Genomic DNA, 22,905 nt, shown 5'->3' with positions numbered 1-22,905 from the left:
TGCGACCCCTTGACGACCGGTGGCCGGTCGGACAGGGTGTTCCACCACAAGCAATTCGATGCGCTATGTGCAACGAAGCGAGGACTCCGCGCGTGGCAGACCTGTACCTGGACGGAGAGTGGCGCGAAGCGGTGGCCGGAGGCCGCCGGGAGATCCGCTGCCCCGCCGACGGAGCCCACGTCGCGACGGTCTCCGAGGCGACCCGCGCCGACGCGCGGGCCGCGGTCGCCGCCGCCCGCGCCGCCTTCGACCACGGGCCCTGGCCACGGACTCCGGAGCGCGAACGCGGCGCCCTCCTGCTCCGCGCCGCCGGCATCGTCGAACGGGACGCCAAGGACTTCGCCCGCGCCGAATCCCTCGACACCGGCAAACGGCTCGTGGAGAGCGAGTACGACGTCGCCGACGTCGTCGCCTGCCTGCGCCACTACGGCGGCATCGCGGGCACTTCCGCCGGACGGGTCGTCGACACCGGCCGCGACGACGCCGTCAGCCGCGTCGAGTACGAGCCGGTCGGCGTCTGCGCCCTGATCACCCCCTGGAACTACCCGCTGCTGCAGGCCTCCTGGAAGGTCGCGCCCGCGCTCGTCGCGGGCAACACGTTCGTCCTCAAGCCCAGCGAGCTGACCCCCTCCACCTCCGTGCTGCTGATGCGGGCCCTGGAGGAGGCCGGACTCCCGCCGGGGGCCGGGAACCTCGTCCTCGGCGCGGGGCCCGAGGCCGGCGCCCCGCTCGCCGAGGACCCCGGCGTCGACATGGTCTCCTTCACCGGCGGCCTGGGGACCGGCAGACGCGTGATGGCCGCGGCCGCCGCCACGGTGAAGAGGGTCGCCCTCGAACTCGGCGGGAAGAACCCCAACGTGGTCTTCGCCGACGCCGACTTCGAGACGGCCGTGGACTTCGCGCTCACGGCCGTCTTCCTGCACTCCGGGCAGGTCTGCTCCGCCGGGGCCCGGCTGATCGTGCAGGACACGGTGCACGACGCCTTCGTCGACGAGGTCGTACGGCGCGCCTCGGGCATCCGCCTCGGCGGCCCCTTCGACCCCGCGGCCGAGACCGGCCCGCTGATCTCCGCCGCGCACCGCGACAAGGTCGAGGCGTACGTCGCCGCCGGGATCGCCGAGGGCGCGGTGCTGCGCTGCGGCGGCGCCCGCCCCGCGGACCCGGCCCTGCAGGGGGGCTTCTACTACCCGCCGACCGTGCTCGACGACTGCGACCAGGGCATGCGGGTCGTCCACGAGGAGTCCTTCGGGCCCGTGCTGACGGTCGAGCGGTTCACCGACGAGGACGACGCCGTCCGCATCGCCAACGACACCGAGTACGGTCTCGCCGGCGCCGTGTGGACGCGGGACGCCGGCCGCGCGCAGCGGGTCGCCCGCCGGCTGCGCCACGGCACCGTGTGGATCAACGACTACCACCCCTACGTACCGCAGGCGGAATGGGGTGGCTTCGGGCACTCGGGCGTGGGCCGGGAACTGGGACCGACCGGCCTGGACGAGTACCGCGAGCCCAAGCACATCTGGCAGAACATCCGACCCACGCCGCAGCACTGGTTCCGCGGCTGAACGCCGAAGAGAGGCCCACCGTGACCCCAGCACCGACCGATGTGCCGCAGCGGCGCGGCGCGTCGCACGACGAGGACCAGGGGCAGGACCGGGACGCGGTCATCTCCGTGCGCGGGCTGTGGAAGGTGTTCGGGCCGAAGGCCGACAGGGTGCCTGAGTCGCCGGAGCTGTGCGGGCTCGGCCGCCGCGAGCTGATGGAGCGCACCGGCTGCACCGCGGCCGTGCGCGACGTCCGCTTCGACGTCGCGCCCGGCGAGGTCTTCGTGGTGATGGGACTGTCCGGCTCCGGCAAGTCGACCCTGGTGCGCTGTCTGACCCGGCTCGTCGAACCCACCGCGGGCGAGGTCGTCCTGGAGGGCGAGGACATCCGCGCCGCCGACGCCAGGCGGCTGCGCGAGCTGCGCCGCAACCGGTTCTCCATGGTGTTCCAGCACTTCGGCCTGCTGCCGCACCGCCGGGTCGTCGACAACGTCGCGTACGGCCTGGAGATCCGCGGCATGGGCAGGGCCGAGCGCACGAAGCGGGCCCTGGAGGTCGTAGAACTGGTGGGCCTGGCGGGCTACGAGAACTCCTACCCCGACCAGCTCTCCGGCGGCATGCAGCAGCGCGTCGGCCTCGCCCGGGCACTGGCCGGGGACCCCGGCATCCTCTTCTTCGACGAGCCGTTCTCCGCGCTCGACCCGCTGATCCGCCGCGACATGCAGAACGAGGTCATCCGCCTCCACCGCGAGGTCGGCAAGACGATGGTCTTCATCACCCACGACCTGTCCGAGGCCCTCAAGCTCGGCGACCGCATCCTCATCATGCGCGACGGCAGGACGGTGCAGTGCGGCACGGGCGACGAACTGGTCGGCGCCCCCGCCGACGACTACGTGCGCGAGTTCGTCAAGGACGTGCCGCGGGCCGACGTGCTGACGCTCCGCTGGATCATGCGCGACCCCCGGCCCGACGACGCCCTCGACGGCCCCGAACTCGGCCCCGGCGTCGTCGTGCGCGAGGCGACGCGGGCCGTGCTCGCCGCCGAGAAGCCGGTCAGGGTCGTCGAGGAGGGCCGGCTGCTCGGCGTCGTCGGCGACGAGGAGATCCTCGCCGTCGTCGCGGGCGGGGAAGGCGGCGCGTGATGGCGGTCGTCGCCTCCGGGACGCGGGAACGGCCCGTACCCCTGCGGCTGCGCCGCCGGGCCGTGGTGGCGGGCATCGTCGTGCTGTGGCTGGTGCTCTTCGCGCTGCTGCGCGGCCGGCAGACGCTCGCCCTGGCGGCCGCAGACCTGACCTCGCTGCACCGCTGGTTCAACGACGTCAACGACACCATCGGAGCGGACCGCAACAGCAACCCGCTGTTCCTCTACTTCTTCAACGAGATCCGGCTGGTCATCGACACCCTGGTGACCTTCGTCCAGACGCTGATCTCGCAGCCGCCCGACGGCCGCCCGGTGCCGCAGATCGGCTGGCTCGGCGTCGTCGCGATCGCCGGCTACGCCTCCTGGGCGCTGGGCAACTGGCGGGTGGCGCTGCTGGCCGTGGCGGGCTTCACCTTCTTCGGGCTGCAGGGCCTGTGGCAGGAGAGCATGGACACCCTGGCGCTCACCCTGTCGGCGGTGCTGGTGGCGCTGCTGTTCGGCATCCCGCTGGGGGTGTGGGCCGGGATGTCGCCGCGGGTCAACCGCGTCGTGACACCCGTGCTCGACTTCATGCAGACGATGCCGACCTTCGTCTACCTGGCCCCGCTCACCCTCTTCTTCCTCATCGGGCCCGCCTCCGCCACCATCGCCACGCTGGTCTACGCGGCGCCGCCCGCCGTCCGCATCACCGCGCACGCCGTCCGCTCGGTCCCGGCGACCACCGTGGAGGCGGCGGAGTCGCTCGGTTCGACCCGGGCGCAGACCCTCACCAAGGTGCTGCTGCCGATGTCCCGGCGCACCGTGGTGATGGGCGTCAACCAGACCATCATGGCGGCCCTGTCCATGGTGACCATCGCGGCCCTCATCGACGCCCCCGGGCTCGGCAAGACCGTCGTCCAGGCACTGCAGTCGCTCGACGTGGGCATCGCGTTCAACGCCGGCCTCGCCATCGTCGTCATGGCCATCGTCCTGGACCGGGTCACCACCGCGGCCGCCGTCAGGACCGAGCGGGCGAAGCGCCCCGGCGGAGGCCCGCGGCGGTGGCGCGGACCGCTGCTCGGCGCGGGCGCGGTCGCCGCGGCGGTCGCGGTCTGGCTGTCCCACACCTACGTCTGGGCCGCGGAGTTCCCTGGCGAGGGCGGAGCGGGACGCTCCCTGGCGAGCGCCGCCGACACCGTCACCACCTGGGCGCAGGACCACCTGTCCGGCGTCACCAACGGCATCCGCGACGTGCTCACCACCACCCTGCTCAACCCCTTCCAGACCCTGCTCACCGACTCCCCGTGGTGGCTGACCGGCCTCGTGCTGGTGGCCCTGGGCGCGGTCCTCGGCGGTATCGGCGCCGGCGCCACCGCCGCGGTGTGCGTGGGGCTGCTGGTGGGCACCGGACTGTGGCAGGACGCGATGACCACGCTCGCCTCGACCGTCGTGGCGACCCTGCTGGTGATGCTGCTCGGGGTCACGGTGGGCGTGTGGATGGGCCGCAGCGCGCTCGCCGACCGGATCGTCCGGCCCGGCCTGGACGCGGCGCAGGTCATGCCGCCCTTCGTCTACCTCGTACCGTTCCTCGCGCTGTTCGGCGCGAGCCGCTTCACCGCGATCGTCGCGGCCGTCGTCTACGCCGCGCCCGTGACGATGAAGATCGTCGCCGACGGCGTACGGGGCGTGCCGGCCACGACCGTGGAGGCTGCGACGGCGGCCGGGTCCGGCACCTGGCAGCTCGTCACCAAGGTCCAGCTGCCGATGTCGCGCGGCGCCCTGGTGCTCGCGACCAACCAGGGCCTGATCTACGTGCTGTCGATGGTCGTGGTGGGCGGCCTGGTCGGCGCGGGCGCCCTCGGCTACGACGTCGTGGCCGGTTTCTCGCAGGGCGAGCTGTACGGCAAGGGGCTGGCGGCGGGACTCGCCATCGTCTTGCTCGGCGTGATGTTCGACCGGATCACCCAGGCCGCGGCCGGGCGCACCACCAGGGTGCCCGGCGGGCGCTAGAGCAGGAGGCGGAAGACACATGGCAACACACCCGACGGCGGCCGGCCGGACCGTGCGATGGCGCGCCGGGGCGGCCGGAGCGGTGGTGCTCGGGCTCGTCCTGACCGGCTGCGGCGGCGCCAAGGTCGGTGGCTCCGACGCCGGTTCCGGCGGTTCCTCCGGCAAGTGCGGCACGTTCAACCTGGCGGTCAATCCGTGGGTCGGCTACGAGGCGGACGCGGCGGTCGTGGCGTACGTCGCCGAGGAGAAGCTGGGCTGCACGGTCAAGAAGAAGGACCTCAAGGAGGAGATCGCCTGGCAGGGCTTCGGCACCGGCGAGGTCGACGCCATCGTGGAGAACTGGGGTCACGACGATCTGAAGAAGAAGTACATCGAGCAGCAGAAGACCGCCGTCGAGGCGGGCTCGACCGGCAACAAGGGCGTGATCGGCTGGTACGTGCCGCCGTGGCTGGCGAAGAAGTACCCGGACATCACGAAGTGGGAGAACCTCGACAAGTACGCCGACAAGTTCCGCACCTCCGAGTCCGGCGGCAAGGGACAGCTCCTGGACGGCGACCCGTCGTACGTCACCAACGACGCCGCCCTGGTGAAGAACCTCGAACTGGACTTCAAGGTCGTGTACGCGGGCAGCGAGACCGCGCTGATCCAGGCCTTCCGCCAGGCCGAGGCCAAGAAGGAGTGGCTGCTCGGCTACTTCTACGAGCCGCAGTGGTTCCTGTCGGAGGTCCCGCTCGCCAAGGTCGAACTGCCGCCGTACGAGGCCGGCTGCGACGCCGACGCGGAGAAGGTCGCCTGCGACTACCCCGTCTACGACCTGGACAAGATCGTCAGCAAGAAGTTCGCCGACTCCGGCAGCCCGGCCTACGACCTGGTGAAGAACTTCAACTGGACGAACGACGACCAGAACCTCGTCGCCAAGTACATCGCCGTGGACAAGATGACGCCGGAGGCCGCCGCCGAGAAGTGGGTGAAGGCGAACCCCGGCAAGGTGGACGCCTGGGTCAAGTAGTCCGCCCCCGCCCCCGCCCCCGCCCCTGCCGCCCCGCCCCGCGCCACCCCGTCCCCGTGCCCGGCGGGCTGTTCCGACAGCCCGCCGGGCACCGTCGTTCCCCGGCCGCAGCCCGGCCCTCCGGGGGCCCCGCGGCGGTCTCCGGAGGGCCTTATCCCGCCTCAGGCGGGCCTCTTGACACCCTCTCCGGCGCCCGGCACATTGAGTTGCGCAACCTGAATCATGTTGCGCTGAAAGCAACTGGGAGGTTTGGCGATGACGGGACCCCGCGTGGTCATCATCGGAGCGGGCGTCGTGGGGGCGGCACTGGCCGACGAACTGTCCTCCGCCGGCTGGACCGACGTCACGGTCGTCGACCAGGGGCCGCTCCCCGCCACCGGAGGCTCCTCGTCCCACGCGCCGGGCCTGGTCTTCCAGACCAACCCCTCCAAGACCATGACCGAACTCGCCCGCTACACCGTCGAGAAGCTCTGCTCCCTCGACGTCGACGGACAGCCCTGCTTCCTCCAGGTCGGCGGCCTGGAGGTGGCCACCACCCCCGAGCGCCTGGCCGAACTGCACCGCCGGCACGGCTGGGTGACGTCGTGGGGTGTCGAGGCCCGGGTCGTCGGACCCGAGGAGTGCGTCGAGCTCCACCCCCTGCTGGACCGCTCGCGCGTCCTCGGCGGACTGCTCGTCCCCACCGACGGCCTCGCCAAGGCCGTCCTCGCCGTAGAGGCGCAGACACGGCGCGCCGCCGAGCGCGGCGTCCGCTTCCTCGAACGCCACGAAGTCCTCGCCGTCACCCAGGACGACGGCCGTGTCACCGGGGTCGTCACCGACCGCGGCGGCGAGCTCGCGGCCGACGTCGTCGTCTGCTGCGCCGGGATCTGGGGCCCCCGGATCGCCCGGATGGCGGGCATGGAACTGCCGCTCACCCCGCTCGCCCACCAGCTCGCATGGACCGGCCCCGTCCCCGCGCTCGCGGGCCAGGCCGCCGAGGCCGTCCGCCCGATCCTGCGCCACCAGGACGCCGACCTCTACTACCGCGACCACCACGACCGGATCGGCATCGGTTCCTACGGCCACCGCCCCATGCCCGTCGCCGCCGACGACATCGCCGCGTTCGGCGAGACGGACGGGATGCCGTCCGTCCTGGCGTTCACCGAGGGCGACTTCGCCGACGCCTGGACCGAGACGCGGTCCCTGCTGCCCGCCACCCGCGACGCCAAGGTCGAGGAGGGCATCAACGGCCTGTTCTCCTTCACCACCGACGGCATGCCACTGCTCGGCGAGTCCTCGCAGGTGAAGGGGTTCTGGGTCGCCGAGGCCGTCTGGGTCACCCACTCGGCCGGCGTCGGCCGGGCGATGGCCGAATGGCTGGTGGACGGCCACTGCTCGTCCTTCGACCTCCACGAGTGCGACGTCAACCGCTTTGAGCCGCACCAGCTCGCACCCGACTACGTACTCGCCCGGGGCTGCCGCAACTTCGTCGAGGTCTACGACATCATCCACCCGCTCCAGCCCACCGGGGACCCGCGCCCCATCCGCACCAGTCCCTTCCACCCCCGCCAGGAGGAACTCGGGGCGTTCTTCCTGGAGGCGAACGGCTGGGAGCGGCCGCAGTGGTACGAGGCCAACGCCGCGCTGGTGGAGGGCCGTTCCATCCCCACCCCGAACGACTGGGCGGCCCGCTACTGGTCGCCGGTCGTCGGCGCCGAGGCCCAGGCGACCCGGGAGACCGTCGCCCTGTACGACATGACCGCGCTCAAGCGCCTGGAGGTCACCGGACGCGGCGCGGCCGCCCTCCTGCAGCGGATCACCACCGGCAATGTCGACAAGTCGGTGGGGTCGGTGACGTACACGCTGCTCCTGGACCACGACGGCGGCATCCGCAGCGACATCACGGTGGCCCGCCTCGGCCGCGACCTCTTCCAGATCGGCGTCAACGGCAACCTCGACCTCGACTGGCTCACCCGCCACCTCCCGGACGACGGCACGGTCGCGGTCCGCGACATCACCGCCGGCACCTGCTGCGTCGGCCTGTGGGGGCCGCTCGCCCGCGAGGTCCTGCAGCCGCTCGCCGACGCCGACTTCTCCGACGCCGGACTGAAGTACTTCCGCGCCAAGCGGGCGCACGTCGGGGCCGTGCCCGTCACGGCGATGCGGCTGTCCTATGTGGGCGAGCTCGGCTGGGAGCTCTACACCACGGCGGACCTCGGCCTGAAACTCTGGGACACCCTGCTGGCCGCCGCCCGGCCGCTGGGCGGCGTCCCCGCCGGGCGCGGGGCCTTCAACAGCCTGCGCCTGGAGAAGGGATACCGCTCCTTCGGCACCGACATGACCTTCGAGCACGACCCGTACGAGGCCGGCCTCGCCTTCGCCGTCAAGGAGGACAAGGACGACTTCACCGGCAAGGCCGCGCTCGCCCGGCGCCGGGAGCAGGTGCGGCGCAAACTCACCTGCCTGACCGTCGACGACCCGGGCGCCGTGGTGATGGGCAAGGAGCCGGTGTACGACGGCGGCCGGCCCGTCGGCTACGTCACCAGCGCCGCCCACGGCTACACGATCGGCAAGGGCATCGCCTATGCGTGGCTGCCGGCGGAGCTCTCCGTGCCGGGGCGGGCCCTCGACATCGGGTACTTCGACCGGCGCGTGGCGGCGCGCGTCGCCGCGGAGCCGCTGTTCGACCCGGCCATGTCCCGCCTCCGCGGCTGACACCGCGCCGACGGCACCTTGCGAGACCTCCGACGCCGCCGCTGAGAGGAAGCCCCGCGCATGAACCCGCTCACCGCCCCCCTGTCCGCGCTCGACCCCGAGGTGCACGCCGCACTGCGCGCCGAACTGGCCCGCCAGCGGTCCACCCTGGAGATGATCGCCTCGGAGAACTTCGCGCCCGCCGCCGTCATGGAGGCCCAGGGCTCCGTCCTGACCAACAAGTACGCCGAGGGCTACCCCGGCCGCCGCTACTACGGCGGCTGCGAGCACGTCGACGTCACCGAACGGCTCGCCGTCGACCGGGTCAAGGCCCTCTTCGGCGCCGCGTACGCCAACGTCCAGCCGCATTCCGGCGCCCAGGCCAACACCGCCGCCCTCTTCGCCCTGCTGCGGCCCGGCGACACCGTGCTCGGGCTCGACCTCGCGCACGGCGGCCACCTCACCCACGGGATGCGGCTCAACTACTCCGGGAAGATGCTCGACGTCGTCCCGTACCACGTCTCCGCCACCGGCCACCGGGTCGACATGGACGAGGTCGAGCGGCTCGCCAAGGAGCACCGGCCGAAGATGATCATCGCGGGCTGGTCCGCGTACCCCCGGCAGCTGGACTTCGCCGCCTTCCGGCGCATCGCCGACGAGGTCGGGGCGCTGCTCATGGTCGACATGGCGCACTTCGCGGGCCTGGTCGCCGCCGGGCTCCACCCGAACCCCGTCCCGTACGCCCACGTCACCACCACGACCACCCACAAGACGCTCGGCGGCCCGCGCGGGGGAGTGATCCTCACCGACGACGCGGACCTGGCGAAGAAGCTGAACTCGGCGGTCTTCCCCGGCATGCAGGGCGGCCCCCTGGAACACGTCATCGCCGCCAAGGCGGTCTCCTTCAAGGTCGCCGCGGGGGAGGAGTTCCGGGAGCGTCAGGCCCGCACCCTGGCCGGCGCCCGCATCCTCGCCGAGCGCCTGACCCGGGACGACGCCGCGCGGGCGGGCGTCTCCGTGCTCACCGGGGGCACCGACGTGCACCTCGTCCTCGTCGACCTGCGCGCCTCCGCGCTCGACGGCCGGCAGGCCGAGGACCTGCTGCACTCCGTCGGCATCACCGTCAACCGCAACGCCGTCCCCTTCGACCCCCGCCCGCCCATGGTCACCTCGGGGCTGCGGATCGGCACGCCCGCGCTGGCCACCCGCGGTTTCACCGAGGAGGACTTCGCCGAGGTCGCCGACGTCGTCGCGCTCGCCCTGCGCCCCGGGCCCGAGCTGTCCGCGCTGCGCGCCCGCACCGAAGCCCTCGCCGCCGCGCACCCGCTCTACCCGCACCTGCCGCAGGACGGAGACGACGCCCGATGACCCCCCGTACCCCGGGCGCCGGCCTCCCGGAGCACCCGGACTTCCTCTGGCGCACGCCCGAACCCAAGCGCAGCTACGACGTGGTCGTCGTCGGGGCGGGCGGGCACGGCCTCGCCACCGCGCACTACCTGGCGCGTGAGCACGGCATCACCGATGTGGCCGTGCTGGAGAAGGGCTGGCTGGCGGGCGGCAACATGGCCCGCAACACCACGATCATCCGCTCCAACTACCTCTGGGACGAGAGCGCCGGCATCTACGAGCACGCCCTGAAGCTGTGGGAGGGCCTGGAGGAGGAGCTGGACTACCCGATCCTCTTCTCCCAGCGCGGAGTCCTCAACCTCGCCCACAGCCTCCAGGACGTACGGGAGGGCGTCCGCCGGGTGGAGGCCAACCGGCTCAACGGAGTCGACGCCCAGTGGCTGGACCCCGGGCAGGTCAAGGAGGTCTGCCCGATCGTCAACACCTCCCCGGACGTGCGCTACCCGGTGCTGGGCGCGACCTATCAGCCGCGCGCCGGCATCGCCAAGCACGACCACGTCGCCTGGGGCCTGGCCCGCTCGGCCGACGCCGCCGGGATCGACCTCGTCCAGAACTGCGAGGTGACCGGCATCGACATCAGCGACGGCCGGGTCACCGGCGTACGCACGAACCTCGGGCCCATCGCCGCGGGCAAGGTGGCGCTCTGCGCCGCCGGCCACACCTCGGTGCTGGCGCGCATGGCCGGATTCGACCTGCCCCTGCAGAGCCACCCGCTGCAGGCGCTGGTGAGCGAGCTGCTGGAGCCCGTGCACCCCACGGTCGTCATGTCCAACGCGGTGCACGTGTACGTGAGCCAGGCCCACAAGGGCGAACTGGTCATGGGCGCGGGGATCGACGCCTACAACTCCTACACCCAGCGCGGCGCGTTCCACGTCATCGAGCGGCAGATGGCCGCCGCGCTGGAACTCTTCCCGGTCTTCGCCCGCGCCCACCTGCTGCGCACCTGGGGCGGCATCGTCGACGTCAGCCCGGACGCGTCACCGATCGTCGGACTCACCCCGGTGGGCGGCCTCTACCTCAACTGCGGCTGGGGCACGGGCGGTTTCAAGGCCACGCCCGGCGTGGGCCAGGTCTACGCGCACACCATCGCCCACGACACCCCGCACGCCCTGGCCGCGCCCTTCTCGCTCGAACGATTCACCACCGGCGCGCTCGTCGACGAGCACGGCGCGGCCGCGGTCGCCCACTGAGGAGCCCGATCGATGCTGCTCATCCCCTGCCCCTGGTGCGGGCCCCGCGACGAGGCCGAGTTCCACTACGGCGGTCAGGCGCACCTCGCCTACCCGCGGGACCCGGCGGCCCTGACGGACGAGGAGTGGGCCCGCCACCTCTTCTTCCGCGACAACCCCAAGGGCCCCTTCGCCGAGCGCTGGATGCACGCCACGGGCTGCCGCCGCTGGTTCGACGCGGTGCGCGACACCGCGACGAACCGCTTCGTCACCGGCGCCTCGGCCCCCGCGCCCGCGATGGCCCCTGCGTCCGCCCCTGATCCCGCTGCGGCCGCCGAAGAGGCGCCCCGCCCCGGTCCGTCCGCGCCCGCCGCGCCGGCCCCCGCCCTTCGCCCCGCGCGCGACCCCGCACAGCCCTTCCGGCTCGCCGAGGGCGGGCGCATCGACCGCGCCACACCCCTGACGTTCACCTTCGACGGCACCGAGTACACCGGCTACCGCGGTGACACCCTCGCCTCCGCGCTGCTCGCCAACGGGGTCATCGCCACCGGTACCGGCATCAGGCTGGGGCGCCCGCGCGGCGTCTTCTCCGCCGGAGTCGAGGAGCCCAACGCCGTGGTGCAGATCGAGGCCCCCTTCCCCGAACCGATGATGCCCGCGACGACCGTGGAGCTCTACGACGGCCTCGTCGCCACCGGCCTTCCCGGTCAGGGCAGGCTCGCCACCGGTCCCGACCCGGCCCGCTACGACGCCGTCCACGCCCACTGCGACCTGCTCATCGTCGGCGCGGGCCCCACGGGACTGGCGGCCGCCGCCACGGCGGCAGGCAGCGGGGCACGGGTGATCCTCGCCGACGACCAGCCCGAACCGGGCGGCAGCCTCCTCGGCAGCGGACGGCACCTGGACTGGGCCGCGCGGACCGAGGCCCTCCTCGCCGCGGAACCCGGGATCCGCGTCCTGCGCCGTACGACGGTTTTCGGCCACTACGACGACAACCACGTCCTCGCCCTGGAGCGCCGCACCAACCACCTCGGCGCCGCCGCCCCCGCCCATGTCGCCCGCGAACGCGTCCACCGCGTCCGCGCCCGCCGGGTCGTCCTGGCGACCGGCGCGCACGAGCGTTCCCTGGCCTTCCCCGACAACGACCGCCCCGGCGTCATGCTGGCCGGCGCGGCCCGCGCCTACGTCCGCCGGTACGGCGTCCTCCCTGGCCGCAGGGCCGTCGTGTTCACCACCAACGACAGCACCGGTGCCGTCGTCCGCGACCTGGCCGCCGCCGGCGTGGAGATCGCGGCGGTCGCCGACGCCCGCGACGGTGTGTACGTCACCGGCACCGAGGGGACGGACCGGCTGACGGCCGTGCTGCTCGGCGACCGGCGGATCGAGGCCGACCTGCTGCTGGTCTCGGGCGGCTGGAACCCCGTCGGCCACCTCTTCGGCCAGGCGGGCGGCGCCGTGCGCTACGACGAGGCCCGCGGCACCTTCGTCCCGGTGCCCGGATCGACGCACCAGGCCGTGGAGTTCGCCGCCACCCCCGCGGAGGGCGTGGCGGCCGCCGCACGGGCGCTCGCGGCCGAGGGCTTCACGCCGGTCCGGCCCCTCCTCCCGCCGGCGGAACCGGGAGACGGGCGCCCGCCGCTCACCCTCTTCGACATCCCCGTGACGGCCCCCGGCCCGCGCTTCGTCGACCTGCAGCGCGACGTCACCGTGGCCGACCTGCGGCGCGCCACGGCGGCCGGGATGCGCTCGGTCGAGCACACCAAGCGGTACACCACCGCCGGCACGGCGAACGACCAGGGGAAGACCTCGGGCGTCCTGGCCTCGGGCGTCGTCGCGGGCCTGCTCGGCGTGGAGGTGTCCGCGCTCGGCACGACGACGTACCGCCCCCCGTACGCGCCGGTGTCCTTCGCCGCGCTCGCGGGCCGTGACCGGGGCGCGCTCCACGATCCGGTCCGGGTGACCGCGCTGCACGACCTCCATGTCGCCGGCGGCGCGGTCTTCGAGGACGTGGGGCAGTGGAAACGCCCCCGGTACTACCCGCGCCCCGGCGAGGGCATGACGGCCGCCGTTCTGCGCGAGTGCCGGGCCGCCCGCGAGGACGTCGCCTTCATGGACGCCTCGACCCTCGGGAAGATCGACGTGCAGGGCCCGGACGCCGCGGAGTTCCTCGACCGGCTCTACACCAACCTGATGTCCACCCTCCGCCCGGGCATGATCCGCTACGGCGTCATGTGCCGCCAGGACGGGATGGTCTTCGACGACGGCACCGTCATCCGGCTCGCGGAGGACCGCTTCCTGGCCACGACGACCACCGGCAATGCCGCGGCCGTCCTGGACTGGATGGAGGAGTGGCTGCAGACCGAGTGGCCGGAACTGCGCGTCCACTGCACCTCGGTGACCGAGCAGTGGGCCACCGTCGCGCTTGTGGGCCCGCGCTCCCGCGAGGTGCTGGGCGCCCTCGCCCCCGGACTCGCCGTGAGCAGGGCCGAGTTCCCCTTCATGGCCTGGCGCGACGCGACGGTGGCGGGGCTGCCGGCCCGGGTGTGCCGGATCAGCTTCTCCGGGGAGCTCGCCTACGAGATCAACGTCCTGCCCTGGCGGGCGACGACCCTCTGGGAGGCGGTGCGGGCCGCCGGCGCCACCCCGTACGGCACCGAGACCATGCATGTGCTGCGCGCCGAGAAGGGGTATCCGATCGTCGGCCAGGACACCGACGGGACGGTCACGCCGCAGGACCTCGGCATGGGCTGGGTCGTGTCGAAGAAGAAGCGCGACTTCATCGGCAAGCGGTCGCACGCCCGCGCCGACACCGCTCGTCCCGATCGCAAGCACCTGGTCGGGCTGCTGCCCGAGGACCCTGGGCTGCTCCTTCCGGAGGGCACCCACCTCGTCGCGGACCCGGTGCCGCCCCGGCCCCCCGCCCCGGCGCTCGGTCACGTCAGCTCCAGCTACCGCAGCGCCGCCCTCGGCCGCACCTTCGCGCTCGCCCTGGTCAAGGGGGGCCGGGAGCGGGTGGGGGAGCGGCTCTACGCGCCCGTCGACGGACGTCTGGTGCCCGTCACCGTCGCCTCCCCCGTCCTCTACGACCCCGAGGGGGCCCGCCGCGATGGCTGACACCGACACCCGCCTCAGTCCGCTGTCGGCCGCGGCCGGCCGCCTCGCCGCCGCGACCCGGGCCTCGGGAGGCGCACTGCGCCTGGCCGAACTGCCCTTCCTCGCGCAGATAGACCTGCGCCTGGACCCCGGGGGCCCGGCCGCCGAGGCCGCCGGGCTCGCCCTGGGCGCGCCGCTTCCCCTGGAGCCGTGCACCGCCGTCCGCACCGGTGACCTGGCCGTTCTGTGGCTCGGTCCCGGCCAATGGCTCGTGGTGGGGCCGCCCGGCGCCCAGGAGGACCTGGAGGCCCGTCTGCGCAAGGCCGCGGGCGAGGCGCACGTCTCGGTCACCGACGTCTCCGCCCAGCGCACCACCCTGCTGGTCTCCGGACCCCGCGCTCGCGACCTGCTGGCGCACGGCTGCTCGCTCGACCTGCACCCGCGGGTGTTCACCCCGGGCGGCTGCGCGCAGACCGCCCTGGCCCGCGCCCAGGTGGTGCTGGTGGCCAGGGCGGAGGCGAGGGCGGGCTTCTGGGTGCTGGTCCGCTCCTCCTTCGCCGGCTACCTCGCGGACTGGCTGCTGGACGCCGCCACGGAGTACGTGTGACGTGGGCCGCACGAACCCCTCTTAACTTGAATCCGGGATTCGTATTATCTAGCCTCAAGGTATGCGCCTGACGAAGTCCACCGACCTCGCGCTCCGCGCGGTGATGGCCCTGGCCGTCAAGGACGAGCCGTCCACCGCCCGGGACGTGGCCGAGGCGATGCGGGTCCCGTACTCGCACCTGGCCAAGGTCGTGGCCCGGCTGCAGCACCTGGGGGTCGTCGAGACCCGCCGCGGCCGCGGCGGCGGCCTGGAGGTCACCCCCGCCGGACGGACGGCCTCGGTCGGCCGACTGGTGCGGGAGCTGGAGGGGGTCGGCGACGTCGTGGACTGCGAGGGCGAGACGCCCTGCCCGCTCGCCGGCGCCTGCCGGCTGCGCGGCGCGCTGCGCCGGGCGCAGGAGGCCTTCTACGCCTCCCTGGACCCGCTGACGGTCGCCGACCTGACCGCCGCGCCCACCGGGCCCGTCCTGGTGGGGCTGGTCGGCTCCGGCCCGCCCGGCCGGCGGGACTGATCCGGGCCACCCGAACCGACCACCCGACGAGGGCGGGCCTCCGTACGCCCTTTAATGCGAATATCAGATACCAAATTAGGGAGCACGTCCATGCTCAGCGAGAAGTCCGCAGCGACCGTCCGCGCCACCCTGCCCGCCGTCGGCGGCGCGATCTCCGAGATCAGCGGGCTCTTCTACGACCGGCTCTTCGCCGCCCACCCCGAGCTGCTGCGGGACCTGTTCAACCGCGGCAACCAGGCGGCCGGCACCCAGCGCGAGGCCCTCGCCGGAGCCATCGCCCACTTCGCCACCGTCCTGGTCGAGCACCCCGGGCAGCGGCCCGACGCGATGCTCTCGCGCATCGCCCACAAGCACGCCTCGCTCGGCATCAGTCCCGGCCAGTACCACATCGTGCAGAAGCACCTCTTCGCCGCCATCGCCGAAGTGCTGGGGGACGCCGTCACCGAGGAGGTCGCCGCCGCCTGGGACGAGGTCTACTGGCTGATGGCGAACGCCCTCATCGCCATCGAGCAGCGGCTGTACGCCGAGCGCGGCGTCCTGACCGGGGACGCCTGGCGCCCCTGGGAGGTCGCCGGGAAGGTGCGGGAGACCGAGGACGTCGTCTCCTTCCGGCTCCGCCCCGCGGACGGCCTGCCGCTGCCCGACTTCGGCCCCGGCCAGTACGTCTCGGTGCGCGTCGAACTCCCCGACGGCGCCCGGCAGATCCGGCAGTACAGCCTCTCCGGCGCCCCCGGCGGCGACACCACCCGGCAGATCACCGTCAAGCGCGAGCGCGGCCTCGCCGGCGACCCGGACGGCGAGGTCTCGGCCCACCTCCACGACCACGTGGGCGAGGGTGCCCGCGTCGAGCTGTCGGCCCCCTACGGCGACATCGTCCTCGCCGACGACGGCGGACCCCTGCTGCTCGCCTCGGCCGGCATCGGCTGCACCCCGATGCTCGCCATGCTGCACCGGCTCGCCGGCGACGGCTACGCCGCGCCCGTGACCGTCGTCCACGGCGACCGCACGCCGGAACACCACGCCCACGCCGCCGACCACCGCGCCCTGGCCGAGAAGCTCCCCGGCGGCAGCACCCACTTCTGGTACGAGGACCTGGGCACCGGCGCCGCCCCCGACGACCGCGCCGGCCGGGTCGACCTGTCCGGCGTCGAGCTGCCCGACGGCCTGCGGGCCTACCTGTGCGGCCCGCTGCCCTTCATGCGCGCCGTGCGCACCCAGCTGCTGGAGCGCGGTGTGCCCGCCTCGGCCGTGCACTACGAGGTCTTCGGCCCCGACCTGTGGCTCGCCCGCGACTGACCGGCCACACTGGTCGGGTGGCGGACAAGGCGGTCAGGCGCAGCGCGGGGATCCTGCTCTTCCGCGGCACCTCGGGCGACGCGCCCGAGGTGCTGCTGGCCCACATGGGCGGCCCGTTCTGGTCGTCCAAGGACGCCGGGGCGTGGACCATCCCCAAGGGCGAGTACGAGCCCGACGAGACCCCCGAGGCGGCCGCCCGGCGCGAGTTCTCGGAAGAACTGGGCCTGCCGGTGCCCGAGGGCGAGCTGCTGCCGCTCGGCGACAACCGGCAGCCCAACGGGAAGGTCGTGACCGTCTGGGCGCTGGAGGGCGACCTCGACACCGGCCTCATGGTGCCCGGCACCTTCTCCATGGAGTGGCCCCGGGGCTCCGGCCGGGTACGGGAGTTCCCCGAGGTGGACCGCGCCGCGTGGTTCCCGCTCGGCCCGGCCGCCCACGGGAAGATCCTCTCAGCGCAGCGGACGTTCCTCGACCGGCTGCGCCTGCTGCTCGACGGGGGCGGCGCGGCCGGAGCCGGTCAGGAGGCCGGAGAGGCGTAGATCGACTCGATCTGCGCCGCGTACTCGCTGACGATGCTGTTCCTGCGGAGCTTCAGGGAGGGCGTCAGCATCCCGTTCTCCACCGAGAACTCGTGCGGCAGGATGCGGAACGCCCGGATCGACTCGGCGCGCGACACCGCCGCGTTGGCCATCGACACCGCCCGCTGGACCTGTGCGTGCACGTCGGGTTCGGCCATCGCGATCCGCAGTTGGACCGTCTCCCGGTCCAGGGTGATCAGCGCCGCGACGAAAGGCCTGTTGTCGCCGACCACGATGCACTGCGAGACCAGCGGATGCGCCCGCAGCCGCTCCTCCAGCACCAGCGGCGCCACACTCTTGCCACCGCTGGTGATGATGATGTCCTTCTTCCGTCCGGTGATCGTCAGGTACCCGTCCGGGTCGAGCGAGCCCATGTCGCCGGTCGCCATCCAGCCGCCGCGGCGCCACACCTGCTGGTTCGCGACCGGGTCGGCGTGGTAGCCGGCGAAGACCGTCGCCCCCCGCACCAGCACCTCGCCGTCCGGCGCGATCCGCACCGCGCTGCCCGGCAGCGGACGGCCCACGGTGCCGAAGCGCACCTTCCCCAGCGGCTGAGCGGTCACCGCGGCCGTGGTCTCGGTGAGCCCGTACCCGTCGTGGATGGTGAGCCCGGCGCCCGCGAACAGCAGCGACAGCTCCCGGCCGAGCGGGGACCCGCCCGAGACCGTGTAGTTCACACGCCCGCCCAGCACCTCCCGGATCCGCGCGTAGACCAGCCGCTCGAACGCCGAGTGCGCCGCCCGCAGCAGTGGTCCCGGCCCCGGCCCGGAGCCCAGCGCGTGCCGCTCCACGGCCTCCGCGTAGCGCACCGCCACATCGGCGGCCCGGTCGAAGACATGGCCCTTGCCGCCGCGGGCGGCGGCGTTCCGCGCGCCCTGGATGATCTTCTCGTAGACGTACGGGACGGCGAGCAGGATCGTCGGCCGGAAGGAGCGGAACGCCGGGAGGAGTTCGCCGGGCGCCAGGTCGGGCTGGTGGCCGAGCAGCACGCCCCCGCGCACCGCGCAGGTGGTCACCATCAGTCCGTAGATGTGCGACATGGGCAGGAACGCCAGCACCGACGGCCGCACCCCCGGCGGGGCGAAGATCGAGCCGTACCCGGCCAGCAGGGTGTCGCACTCCGCGGCGAGGTTGGCGTGGGTGATCAGACACCCCCTGGGCGGTCCCGTGGTGCCCGAGGTGTAGGCGATCACCGCCACCGACTGCGGCTCGACCGCCCAGCGCAACTGGTCCAGCAGCACCGGGTGGACCTGCCGGCCGAGCGCCGCCAGCCACGGGACGCACCCCGCGTCGAGCTGCCAGATCCGGCGCAGCGCGGGCAGCGTGTCGCACACGGCGCCCACCGTCATGGCGTGGTCCTCGTGCTCGACGACGATCGCGACCGCCCCCGAGTCGGCCAGGATCCACCGCACCTGCTCGGCCGAGGACGTCGGGTACACCGGGACGATCCGGGCGCCCACCGACCACAGCGCGTAGGAGAACAGCGTCCACTCGTACCGGGTGCGGGCCATCACGGCCACCGGCTCGCCGAAGCGGATCCCCTCCGCCACCAGGCCCCGGGCCAGTTCGGCCACCTCGTCACGGAAGGCAGCGGCACCGACCTCCCGCCAACGGTCGCCCCCGTGCCCGTCGCGCCGGGCCAGGACGGCCGCGTCAGGGCGCTTGTCGGCCGTCTCGTACACCGAGTCGGCGAGTCCCCCCGACCGCAACTCCGCCGCCCGGGGCGGAAGGCTGAACTCGCGCACGGCGCCCCCTTCCGCGAGCCGGTGCCCCGCCGCAGCGAGACGGCAGGCAGGGAAGATATCCGGCGTTTGGTCCAGTTGCCTAGAGGTGGGGCGGAAACGGCAGTGACTGACGTGAACGGGTGCCTCGGGGCCTGTGGTTCGCGCCGACTACCATGGCCGTATCAGGCGCGTACCCCGCCCGGGACGCGACCCTTCGCGTCAGGAGTGTGAGCCGTGCTGCGCACCATGTTCAAGTCCAAGATCCACCGTGCCACCGTGACCGAGGCCGACCTGCACTACGTCGGGTCCGTCACCGTGGACGCGGATCTGATGGACGCCGCCGACCTGTTGCCCGGCGAGTTGGTCCACATCGTCGACATCACCAACGGCGCCCGCCTGGAGACCTATGTCATCGAGGGCCGCCGCGGTTCCGGGGTGATCGGCATCAACGGCGCCGCGGCCCATCTGGTGCACCCCGGCGACCTGGTCATCCTCATCAGCTATGCGCAGGTCGACGACGCGGAGGCCCGCGCGCTGCGGCCGCGCGTGGTGCACGTCGACGCCGGCAACCGGATCGTCGCGCTGGGTGACGACGCCTCCGAGCCGGTCCCGGGAAGCGGCACCCAGGCGAGCCCGAACGCAGTGCCGGTCGGCTGAACGTCCGTACGAGCGGCTGTGCTATTGTCCGGATCCATTCGAGGTATCCGTCCAGGTGGGGTCCGGTGATCACGGGCCTCGTCGGGACCGGGGGTGCGGCGTGCTGCCGTCGGTCCCCCACAGTACTCCTCGGGCCTGACGCATCAGCAGTTCACCGGGCTCCGGCGGATCGCTGAGCTGCCACGGACCTCCGTGACGGGCCCGGACACTGTCGCTCTCGGGGGTGGGCGATGAGAGCACACCTTTGTTCGGCCCGAAAGGAACTGAGTCCCATGCACGCTGGCGGAGCTGCCAGACTGCGCACCGTGACCCTGGCGGTCCTCACGCTCTCCCTGACGGCCGCGGCCACCGGCTGCGGCAACGATTCGGGCGGGCAGGGCGGCGAGGTCACAGTGGGCATCGCCCTCCCCACCACGAAGCAGACCCGGTGGATCGCCGACGGCAACAACATGGAAAAGCTGTTCAAGGAGCAGGGGTACAAGACCGACAAGCAGTACGCCGAGGACAGCGTCGAGAAGCAGGTCGAGCAGGTCGAGGCGATGATCGACCGGGGCGACAAGCTCCTCATCATCGGCGCGGTCGACGGCTTCGAGCTCGGTGACGCGCTCCAGAAGGCCTCCCGCGCCGGCGTCAAGGTCATCGCCTACGACCGCCTGCTGCTGGGCTCCAGCAACGTCGACTACTACGCCAGCTTCAACAACTACAAGGTCGGCGAGCTCCAGGCCCAGTACATCATCGACAAGCTCGGGCTGAAGAAGGGCGGCAACGCCGGCCCCTACAACATCGAGCTGTTCGCCGGCGATGCCAACGACAACAACGTCCGGGGCTTCTTCTCGGGTGCCATGGACACGCTGAACGAGTTCATCCAGGACGGCCAGCTGGAAGTCCCGAGCAAGCAGACCCGCCTGAGCCAGGTCACCACCTACAAGTGGCAGGCGGACATCGCCCAGGAGACGATGACGACCCGGCTCAACGACTTCTACAAGGGCAGCTCCACCGTGGACGCCGTCCTGGCCCCCAACGACGGTATCGCGCGCGGTCTCATCAAGGCGCTGAAGAAGGACGACTACGGCACCGCCGCCAAGCCGATGCCGATCGTCACGGGTCAGGACGCCGAGACCGAATCGGTGAACGAGATCATCGCCGGCGACCAGTCGATGACGGTCTACAAGGACACCCGCAAGCTCGCCGAGGTCGCCGTCAAGATGGCTCAGGACATCCTCAGCGGCAAGCGGCCCGAGACCAACAGCAACAACAGCGACAGCAACGACAACGGCAACAAGGTCGTGCCGGCGTACCTGCTCGCCCCGGTCAGCGTCGACAAGTCCAACTACAAGAAGCTGCTTGTCGACAGCGGCTACATCAAGGCCTCCGACCTCAACTGAGGCAGGAACTCACACGTACGCGGGGCCGGGAGGAACACAGCGTTCCTCCCGGCCCTCGTCGTACCCGGCGGCAGCCCCGCGTCAGATGAGCACGTTCATCAGACCGTAGTCGTACAGACCTCCGTAACCGCGGTCGAACTTGTCGCTGTAGGTGAAGCCGGAGCCCTTTCCGTAGCCGCCGTGGCCCTTGCCGAGACCGAGGGCGTGGACGCCCTTGCCGAACCCAATGCCATAGCCGTAGCTCACGCTGTACTTGTAGCTGAAGCTGAACCGGTAGCCGTGCTTGTTGCACTGCTTCTTGTGGTGCTTCTTGTGCTTCTTGCCGTGGCCCTTGTCGTGGCCCTTGCCTCCCTTGCCGCCCTTGTCGCTCTTGCCCTTGCTCCCCTTGTTGTTGCCCTTGTTGTTGCCCTTGCTGTTGCCCTGCCCGTTGTCGTCCTTGTCCTTGTAGGTCGCGTTGTCGCCGTTGTCGTCCCCACCGTTGTCGTTGTTGCCGCCGTTGCCGCCGTTGCCGTTGTTCTTGCCGCCGTTGTCGCGGCCGCCACCGCCGCCACTGCCGTTGTCGCGGCCGCCACCGCCGCCACTGCCGTTGTCGTTCCAGCCGGTACCGCCGCCGTTGCCGCCGCCGTTCCAGTTGCCCCCACCGCCGCCGTTGCCGCCGTTGTCGCGGCCGCCACCGCCGCCGTTGCCGCCGTTGTCGCGGCCGCCACCGCCGTCGTTGCCGCCGTTGTCGCGGCCGCCACCGCCGCCCCCGCCGTTGCCGCCGCCCCCGACCCCACCGCCGCGGCCGTTGTCGCCGCTGTCGTCGTTCCAGTTGCCGCCGCCGCCGCCCCCGCCGCCGCTGCCGTTGTCGCGGCCGCCACCGCCGCCCCCGCCGTTGCCGCCGCCGCCCCCACCGCCGCGGCCGTTGTCGTCCCCGCCGTTGTCGCCGTTGTCGTCGTTGCCCCCGCCGTAGCCGTTGTCCCCGCCGTCGTCGCCGTATCCGTTGTCGTCGTCGCCGTAGTCGTCGCTGCCCTTGCTGTGGGAGCTGTTCCTGCCGTCGTCGCTTCCCGGCGTGGCGACGGCGCTGCCGGTCGAGGCGGCCAGTAGACCGGTGGCGAGAAGTCCGGTCGCGACGCCGAGAGCGCTGCGGCGCATCAGCCTGGTTCGCATGAGGGTCCTTCCTTCGGACGCGTGGTGGGCGGCGGTCGCCGCCCGCCCCTGCGATCCAGTCGTACGTCCCGCGGTAAACGGCCGCCCGTCGAGCGGAGCGTCCGGGCGACAGCGTGGCCAAGGAAGTGACGCAGTGCCACGAGGTACGGAACGTCAGTCCCCGCTGAGCAAGAGGGCGTCGAGACCGCGCACCAGACCCCGGCGTGCCGCGGCCGCGCGCGTGGCGAGCAGGGTGCCCGCGACGTAGGGGGCGGGGGAGGCGCCCGCCTCGTGCCGGATCACCAGGCGCTCGTCCGGCAGCCCGAACTGCGCCTCCACGGCGAGGGTGTAGCCCGGCAGCCGCACCGAGTGGACCTGCGTGCCCGCGATCGACGCGCCGCGGGCCTCCGGGTGCCCGGCCGTGTGTTCCGGGTCCACGGCGTACTCGGGCCGCCGTACGGCGGCCAGTTGTTCGGCGAGTTCGCGTGCGGTGCCGCTGGGTGCGTCGGGCTTGGTCGCGGAGGCGTAGTCGATGATCTCCCAGTGGGGCAGATGCCTGGCCGCCAGCCGGGCGGCCGCCTGCGCCAGCGCGGCGGTCAGCGAGAAGTTCCCCGAGGCCACCACGCCGACCCCGTGCTCCTCCGCCAGCGCGGCGATCTCCTCGTAGTCGGCGCCGGACAGGCCCGACGAGCCGACCACGACACCGACCCCCCGGACCACGGCGGTGCGCACATGGCGCCCGACCGCGGTGTGCGAGGTGTAGTCGATCAGCACGTCCACATCGTCCAGCGCGTCGTCGACCGTGCTGAAGACCGGCACCCCGAGCTCGGGTCCGCCCCACACCGCCCCGAGGTCGGCGCCGGCCGCGGACCGTGCCACCGCCGTCCGCAGCCGCAGGTCCGCGGAGTCCAGGACGGCGCGCGCCACCGCCTCCCCGGTCCAGCCGGTCGCCCCGGCGACGCACACGTTCAGCAGGTCCATCCCTCCAGCATGA

Annotated in this window: 17 protein-coding genes; 14 read left to right on the top strand and 3 right to left on the bottom strand. The window is 72.7% G+C overall.

Annotation, left to right across the window (positions count from 1 at the left end; translation table 11 throughout):
- Positions 1–92 precede the first annotated feature (92 nt).
- The 12 genes from OIE69_RS08225 to OIE69_RS08170 all read left to right on the top strand — a co-directional run bounded on the left by OIE69_RS08225 (position 93) and on the right by OIE69_RS08170 (position 16,978).
- Complete coding sequence (locus OIE69_RS08225) at positions 93–1,562, top strand: aldehyde dehydrogenase family protein (RefSeq protein ID WP_326571286.1); 1,470 nt, start codon at positions 93–95, stop codon at positions 1,560–1,562.
- Between the two features lie 20 nt (positions 1,563–1,582).
- Positions 1,583–2,683, top strand: coding sequence for a quaternary amine ABC transporter ATP-binding protein (locus tag OIE69_RS08220; protein ID WP_326571285.1), 1,101 nt, complete (start codon positions 1,583–1,585; stop codon positions 2,681–2,683).
- Entirely contained in the window at positions 2,683–4,671 is a 1,989-nt protein-coding gene (locus tag OIE69_RS08215; RefSeq protein ID WP_326571284.1) for an ABC transporter permease subunit, read from the top strand. The genes OIE69_RS08220 and OIE69_RS08215 overlap by 1 nt, the downstream gene beginning before the upstream one ends.
- Positions 4,672–4,690: 19 nt before the next feature.
- A complete protein-coding gene (locus OIE69_RS08210; RefSeq protein WP_326571283.1) occupies positions 4,691–5,680 on the top strand; it encodes an ABC transporter substrate-binding protein in 990 nt (329 codons plus the stop codon).
- Between the two features lie 255 nt (positions 5,681–5,935).
- Positions 5,936–8,377 carry a GcvT family protein gene (locus OIE69_RS08205; RefSeq protein ID WP_326571282.1) on the top strand — a complete coding sequence of 814 codons (2,442 nt, stop codon included), beginning with the start codon at positions 5,936–5,938 and terminating at the stop codon, positions 8,375–8,377.
- Between the two features lie 60 nt (positions 8,378–8,437).
- On the top strand, positions 8,438–9,724 hold the full coding sequence (glyA, locus tag OIE69_RS08200) for a serine hydroxymethyltransferase (protein ID WP_326571281.1): 1,287 nt from the start codon (positions 8,438–8,440) through the stop codon (positions 9,722–9,724).
- Positions 9,721–10,953: a sarcosine oxidase subunit beta family protein gene (locus OIE69_RS08195; RefSeq protein ID WP_326571280.1), complete on the top strand. Its 1,233-nt coding sequence runs from the start codon at positions 9,721–9,723 to the stop codon at positions 10,951–10,953. Before glyA ends, OIE69_RS08195 begins: the two co-directional genes overlap by 4 nt.
- A 12-nt stretch (positions 10,954–10,965) precedes the next feature.
- On the top strand, positions 10,966–14,046 hold the full coding sequence (locus tag OIE69_RS08190) for a sarcosine oxidase subunit delta (RefSeq protein ID WP_326571279.1): 3,081 nt from the start codon (positions 10,966–10,968) through the stop codon (positions 14,044–14,046).
- Entirely contained in the window at positions 14,039–14,632 is a 594-nt protein-coding gene (locus OIE69_RS08185) for a sarcosine oxidase subunit gamma (protein WP_326571278.1), read from the top strand. The genes OIE69_RS08190 and OIE69_RS08185 overlap by 8 nt, the downstream gene beginning before the upstream one ends.
- Before the next feature lie 61 nt (positions 14,633–14,693).
- Positions 14,694–15,143, top strand: coding sequence for an RrF2 family transcriptional regulator (locus OIE69_RS08180; RefSeq protein ID WP_326571277.1), 450 nt, complete (start codon positions 14,694–14,696; stop codon positions 15,141–15,143).
- A gap of 90 nt (positions 15,144–15,233) precedes the next feature.
- Positions 15,234–16,439 carry a globin domain-containing protein gene (locus tag OIE69_RS08175; protein ID WP_326571276.1) on the top strand — a complete coding sequence of 402 codons (1,206 nt, stop codon included), beginning with the start codon at positions 15,234–15,236 and terminating at the stop codon, positions 16,437–16,439.
- A 17-nt stretch (positions 16,440–16,456) separates the two neighbouring features.
- Positions 16,457–16,978, top strand: coding sequence for an NUDIX domain-containing protein (locus OIE69_RS08170; RefSeq protein WP_326571275.1), 522 nt, complete (start codon positions 16,457–16,459; stop codon positions 16,976–16,978).
- On the opposite strand, the gene OIE69_RS08165 is transcribed toward OIE69_RS08170, so the two are convergent.
- Positions 16,957–18,762, bottom strand: a complete 1,806-nt coding sequence (locus OIE69_RS08165) for an AMP-dependent synthetase/ligase (RefSeq protein ID WP_326571274.1) — start codon at positions 18,760–18,762, stop codon at positions 16,957–16,959. The genes OIE69_RS08170 and OIE69_RS08165 overlap by 22 nt on opposite strands.
- Before the next feature lie 213 nt (positions 18,763–18,975).
- On the opposite strand from OIE69_RS08165, the gene panD reads away from it, so the two are divergent.
- Both panD and OIE69_RS08155 read left to right on the top strand, forming a co-directional pair.
- On the top strand, positions 18,976–19,398 hold the full coding sequence (panD, locus tag OIE69_RS08160; RefSeq protein ID WP_026251250.1) for an aspartate 1-decarboxylase: 423 nt from the start codon (positions 18,976–18,978) through the stop codon (positions 19,396–19,398).
- A 272-nt stretch (positions 19,399–19,670) separates the two neighbouring features.
- Positions 19,671–20,783 carry a sugar-binding protein gene (locus OIE69_RS08155; RefSeq protein ID WP_326571273.1) on the top strand — a complete coding sequence of 371 codons (1,113 nt, stop codon included), beginning with the start codon at positions 19,671–19,673 and terminating at the stop codon, positions 20,781–20,783.
- 81 nt (positions 20,784–20,864) lie between these two features.
- Here the strand turns inward: OIE69_RS08155 and OIE69_RS08150 are convergent, their stop codons facing one another.
- On the bottom strand, positions 20,865–21,932 hold the full coding sequence (locus OIE69_RS08150; protein ID WP_326571272.1) for a hypothetical protein: 1,068 nt from the start codon (positions 21,930–21,932) through the stop codon (positions 20,865–20,867).
- 153 nt (positions 21,933–22,085) lie between these two features.
- Complete coding sequence (gene dapB, locus OIE69_RS08145; RefSeq protein WP_326571271.1) at positions 22,086–22,892, bottom strand: 4-hydroxy-tetrahydrodipicolinate reductase; 807 nt, start codon at positions 22,890–22,892, stop codon at positions 22,086–22,088.
- Between the last annotated feature and the right edge of the window lie 13 nt (positions 22,893–22,905).

Origin of the sequence: Actinacidiphila glaucinigra (genome assembly GCF_035918135.1) — a bacterium.
Lineage (GTDB): Bacteria > Actinomycetota > Actinomycetes > Streptomycetales > Streptomycetaceae > Actinacidiphila > Actinacidiphila glaucinigra.
Note: the sequence above shows the minus strand (reverse complement) of the source record. Positions and strands in the feature narration are given on the sequence as shown.

Excerpts from the sequence above, each read along its gene's own strand:
- OIE69_RS08155 (WP_326571273.1), top strand. The coding sequence starts at position 19,671 with ATGCACGCTGGCGGAGCTGCCAGACTGCGCACCGTGACCCTGGCGGTC.
- OIE69_RS08180 (WP_326571277.1), top strand. The coding sequence starts at position 14,694 with ATGCGCCTGACGAAGTCCACCGACCTCGCGCTCCGCGCGGTGATGGCC.
- OIE69_RS08150 (WP_326571272.1), bottom strand. The coding sequence starts at position 21,932 with ATGCGAACCAGGCTGATGCGCCGCAGCGCTCTCGGCGTCGCGACCGGA.
- dapB (WP_326571271.1), bottom strand. The coding sequence starts at position 22,892 with ATGGACCTGCTGAACGTGTGCGTCGCCGGGGCGACCGGCTGGACCGGG.
- OIE69_RS08205 (WP_326571282.1), top strand. The coding sequence starts at position 5,936 with ATGACGGGACCCCGCGTGGTCATCATCGGAGCGGGCGTCGTGGGGGCG.
- OIE69_RS08175 (WP_326571276.1), top strand. The coding sequence starts at position 15,234 with ATGCTCAGCGAGAAGTCCGCAGCGACCGTCCGCGCCACCCTGCCCGCC.
- OIE69_RS08195 (WP_326571280.1), top strand. The coding sequence starts at position 9,721 with ATGACCCCCCGTACCCCGGGCGCCGGCCTCCCGGAGCACCCGGACTTC.
- OIE69_RS08185 (WP_326571278.1), top strand. The coding sequence starts at position 14,039 with ATGGCTGACACCGACACCCGCCTCAGTCCGCTGTCGGCCGCGGCCGGC.
- OIE69_RS08215 (WP_326571284.1), top strand. The coding sequence starts at position 2,683 with ATGGCGGTCGTCGCCTCCGGGACGCGGGAACGGCCCGTACCCCTGCGG.
- glyA (WP_326571281.1), top strand. The coding sequence starts at position 8,438 with ATGAACCCGCTCACCGCCCCCCTGTCCGCGCTCGACCCCGAGGTGCAC.
- OIE69_RS08210 (WP_326571283.1), top strand. The coding sequence starts at position 4,691 with ATGGCAACACACCCGACGGCGGCCGGCCGGACCGTGCGATGGCGCGCC.
- OIE69_RS08190 (WP_326571279.1), top strand. The coding sequence starts at position 10,966 with ATGCTGCTCATCCCCTGCCCCTGGTGCGGGCCCCGCGACGAGGCCGAG.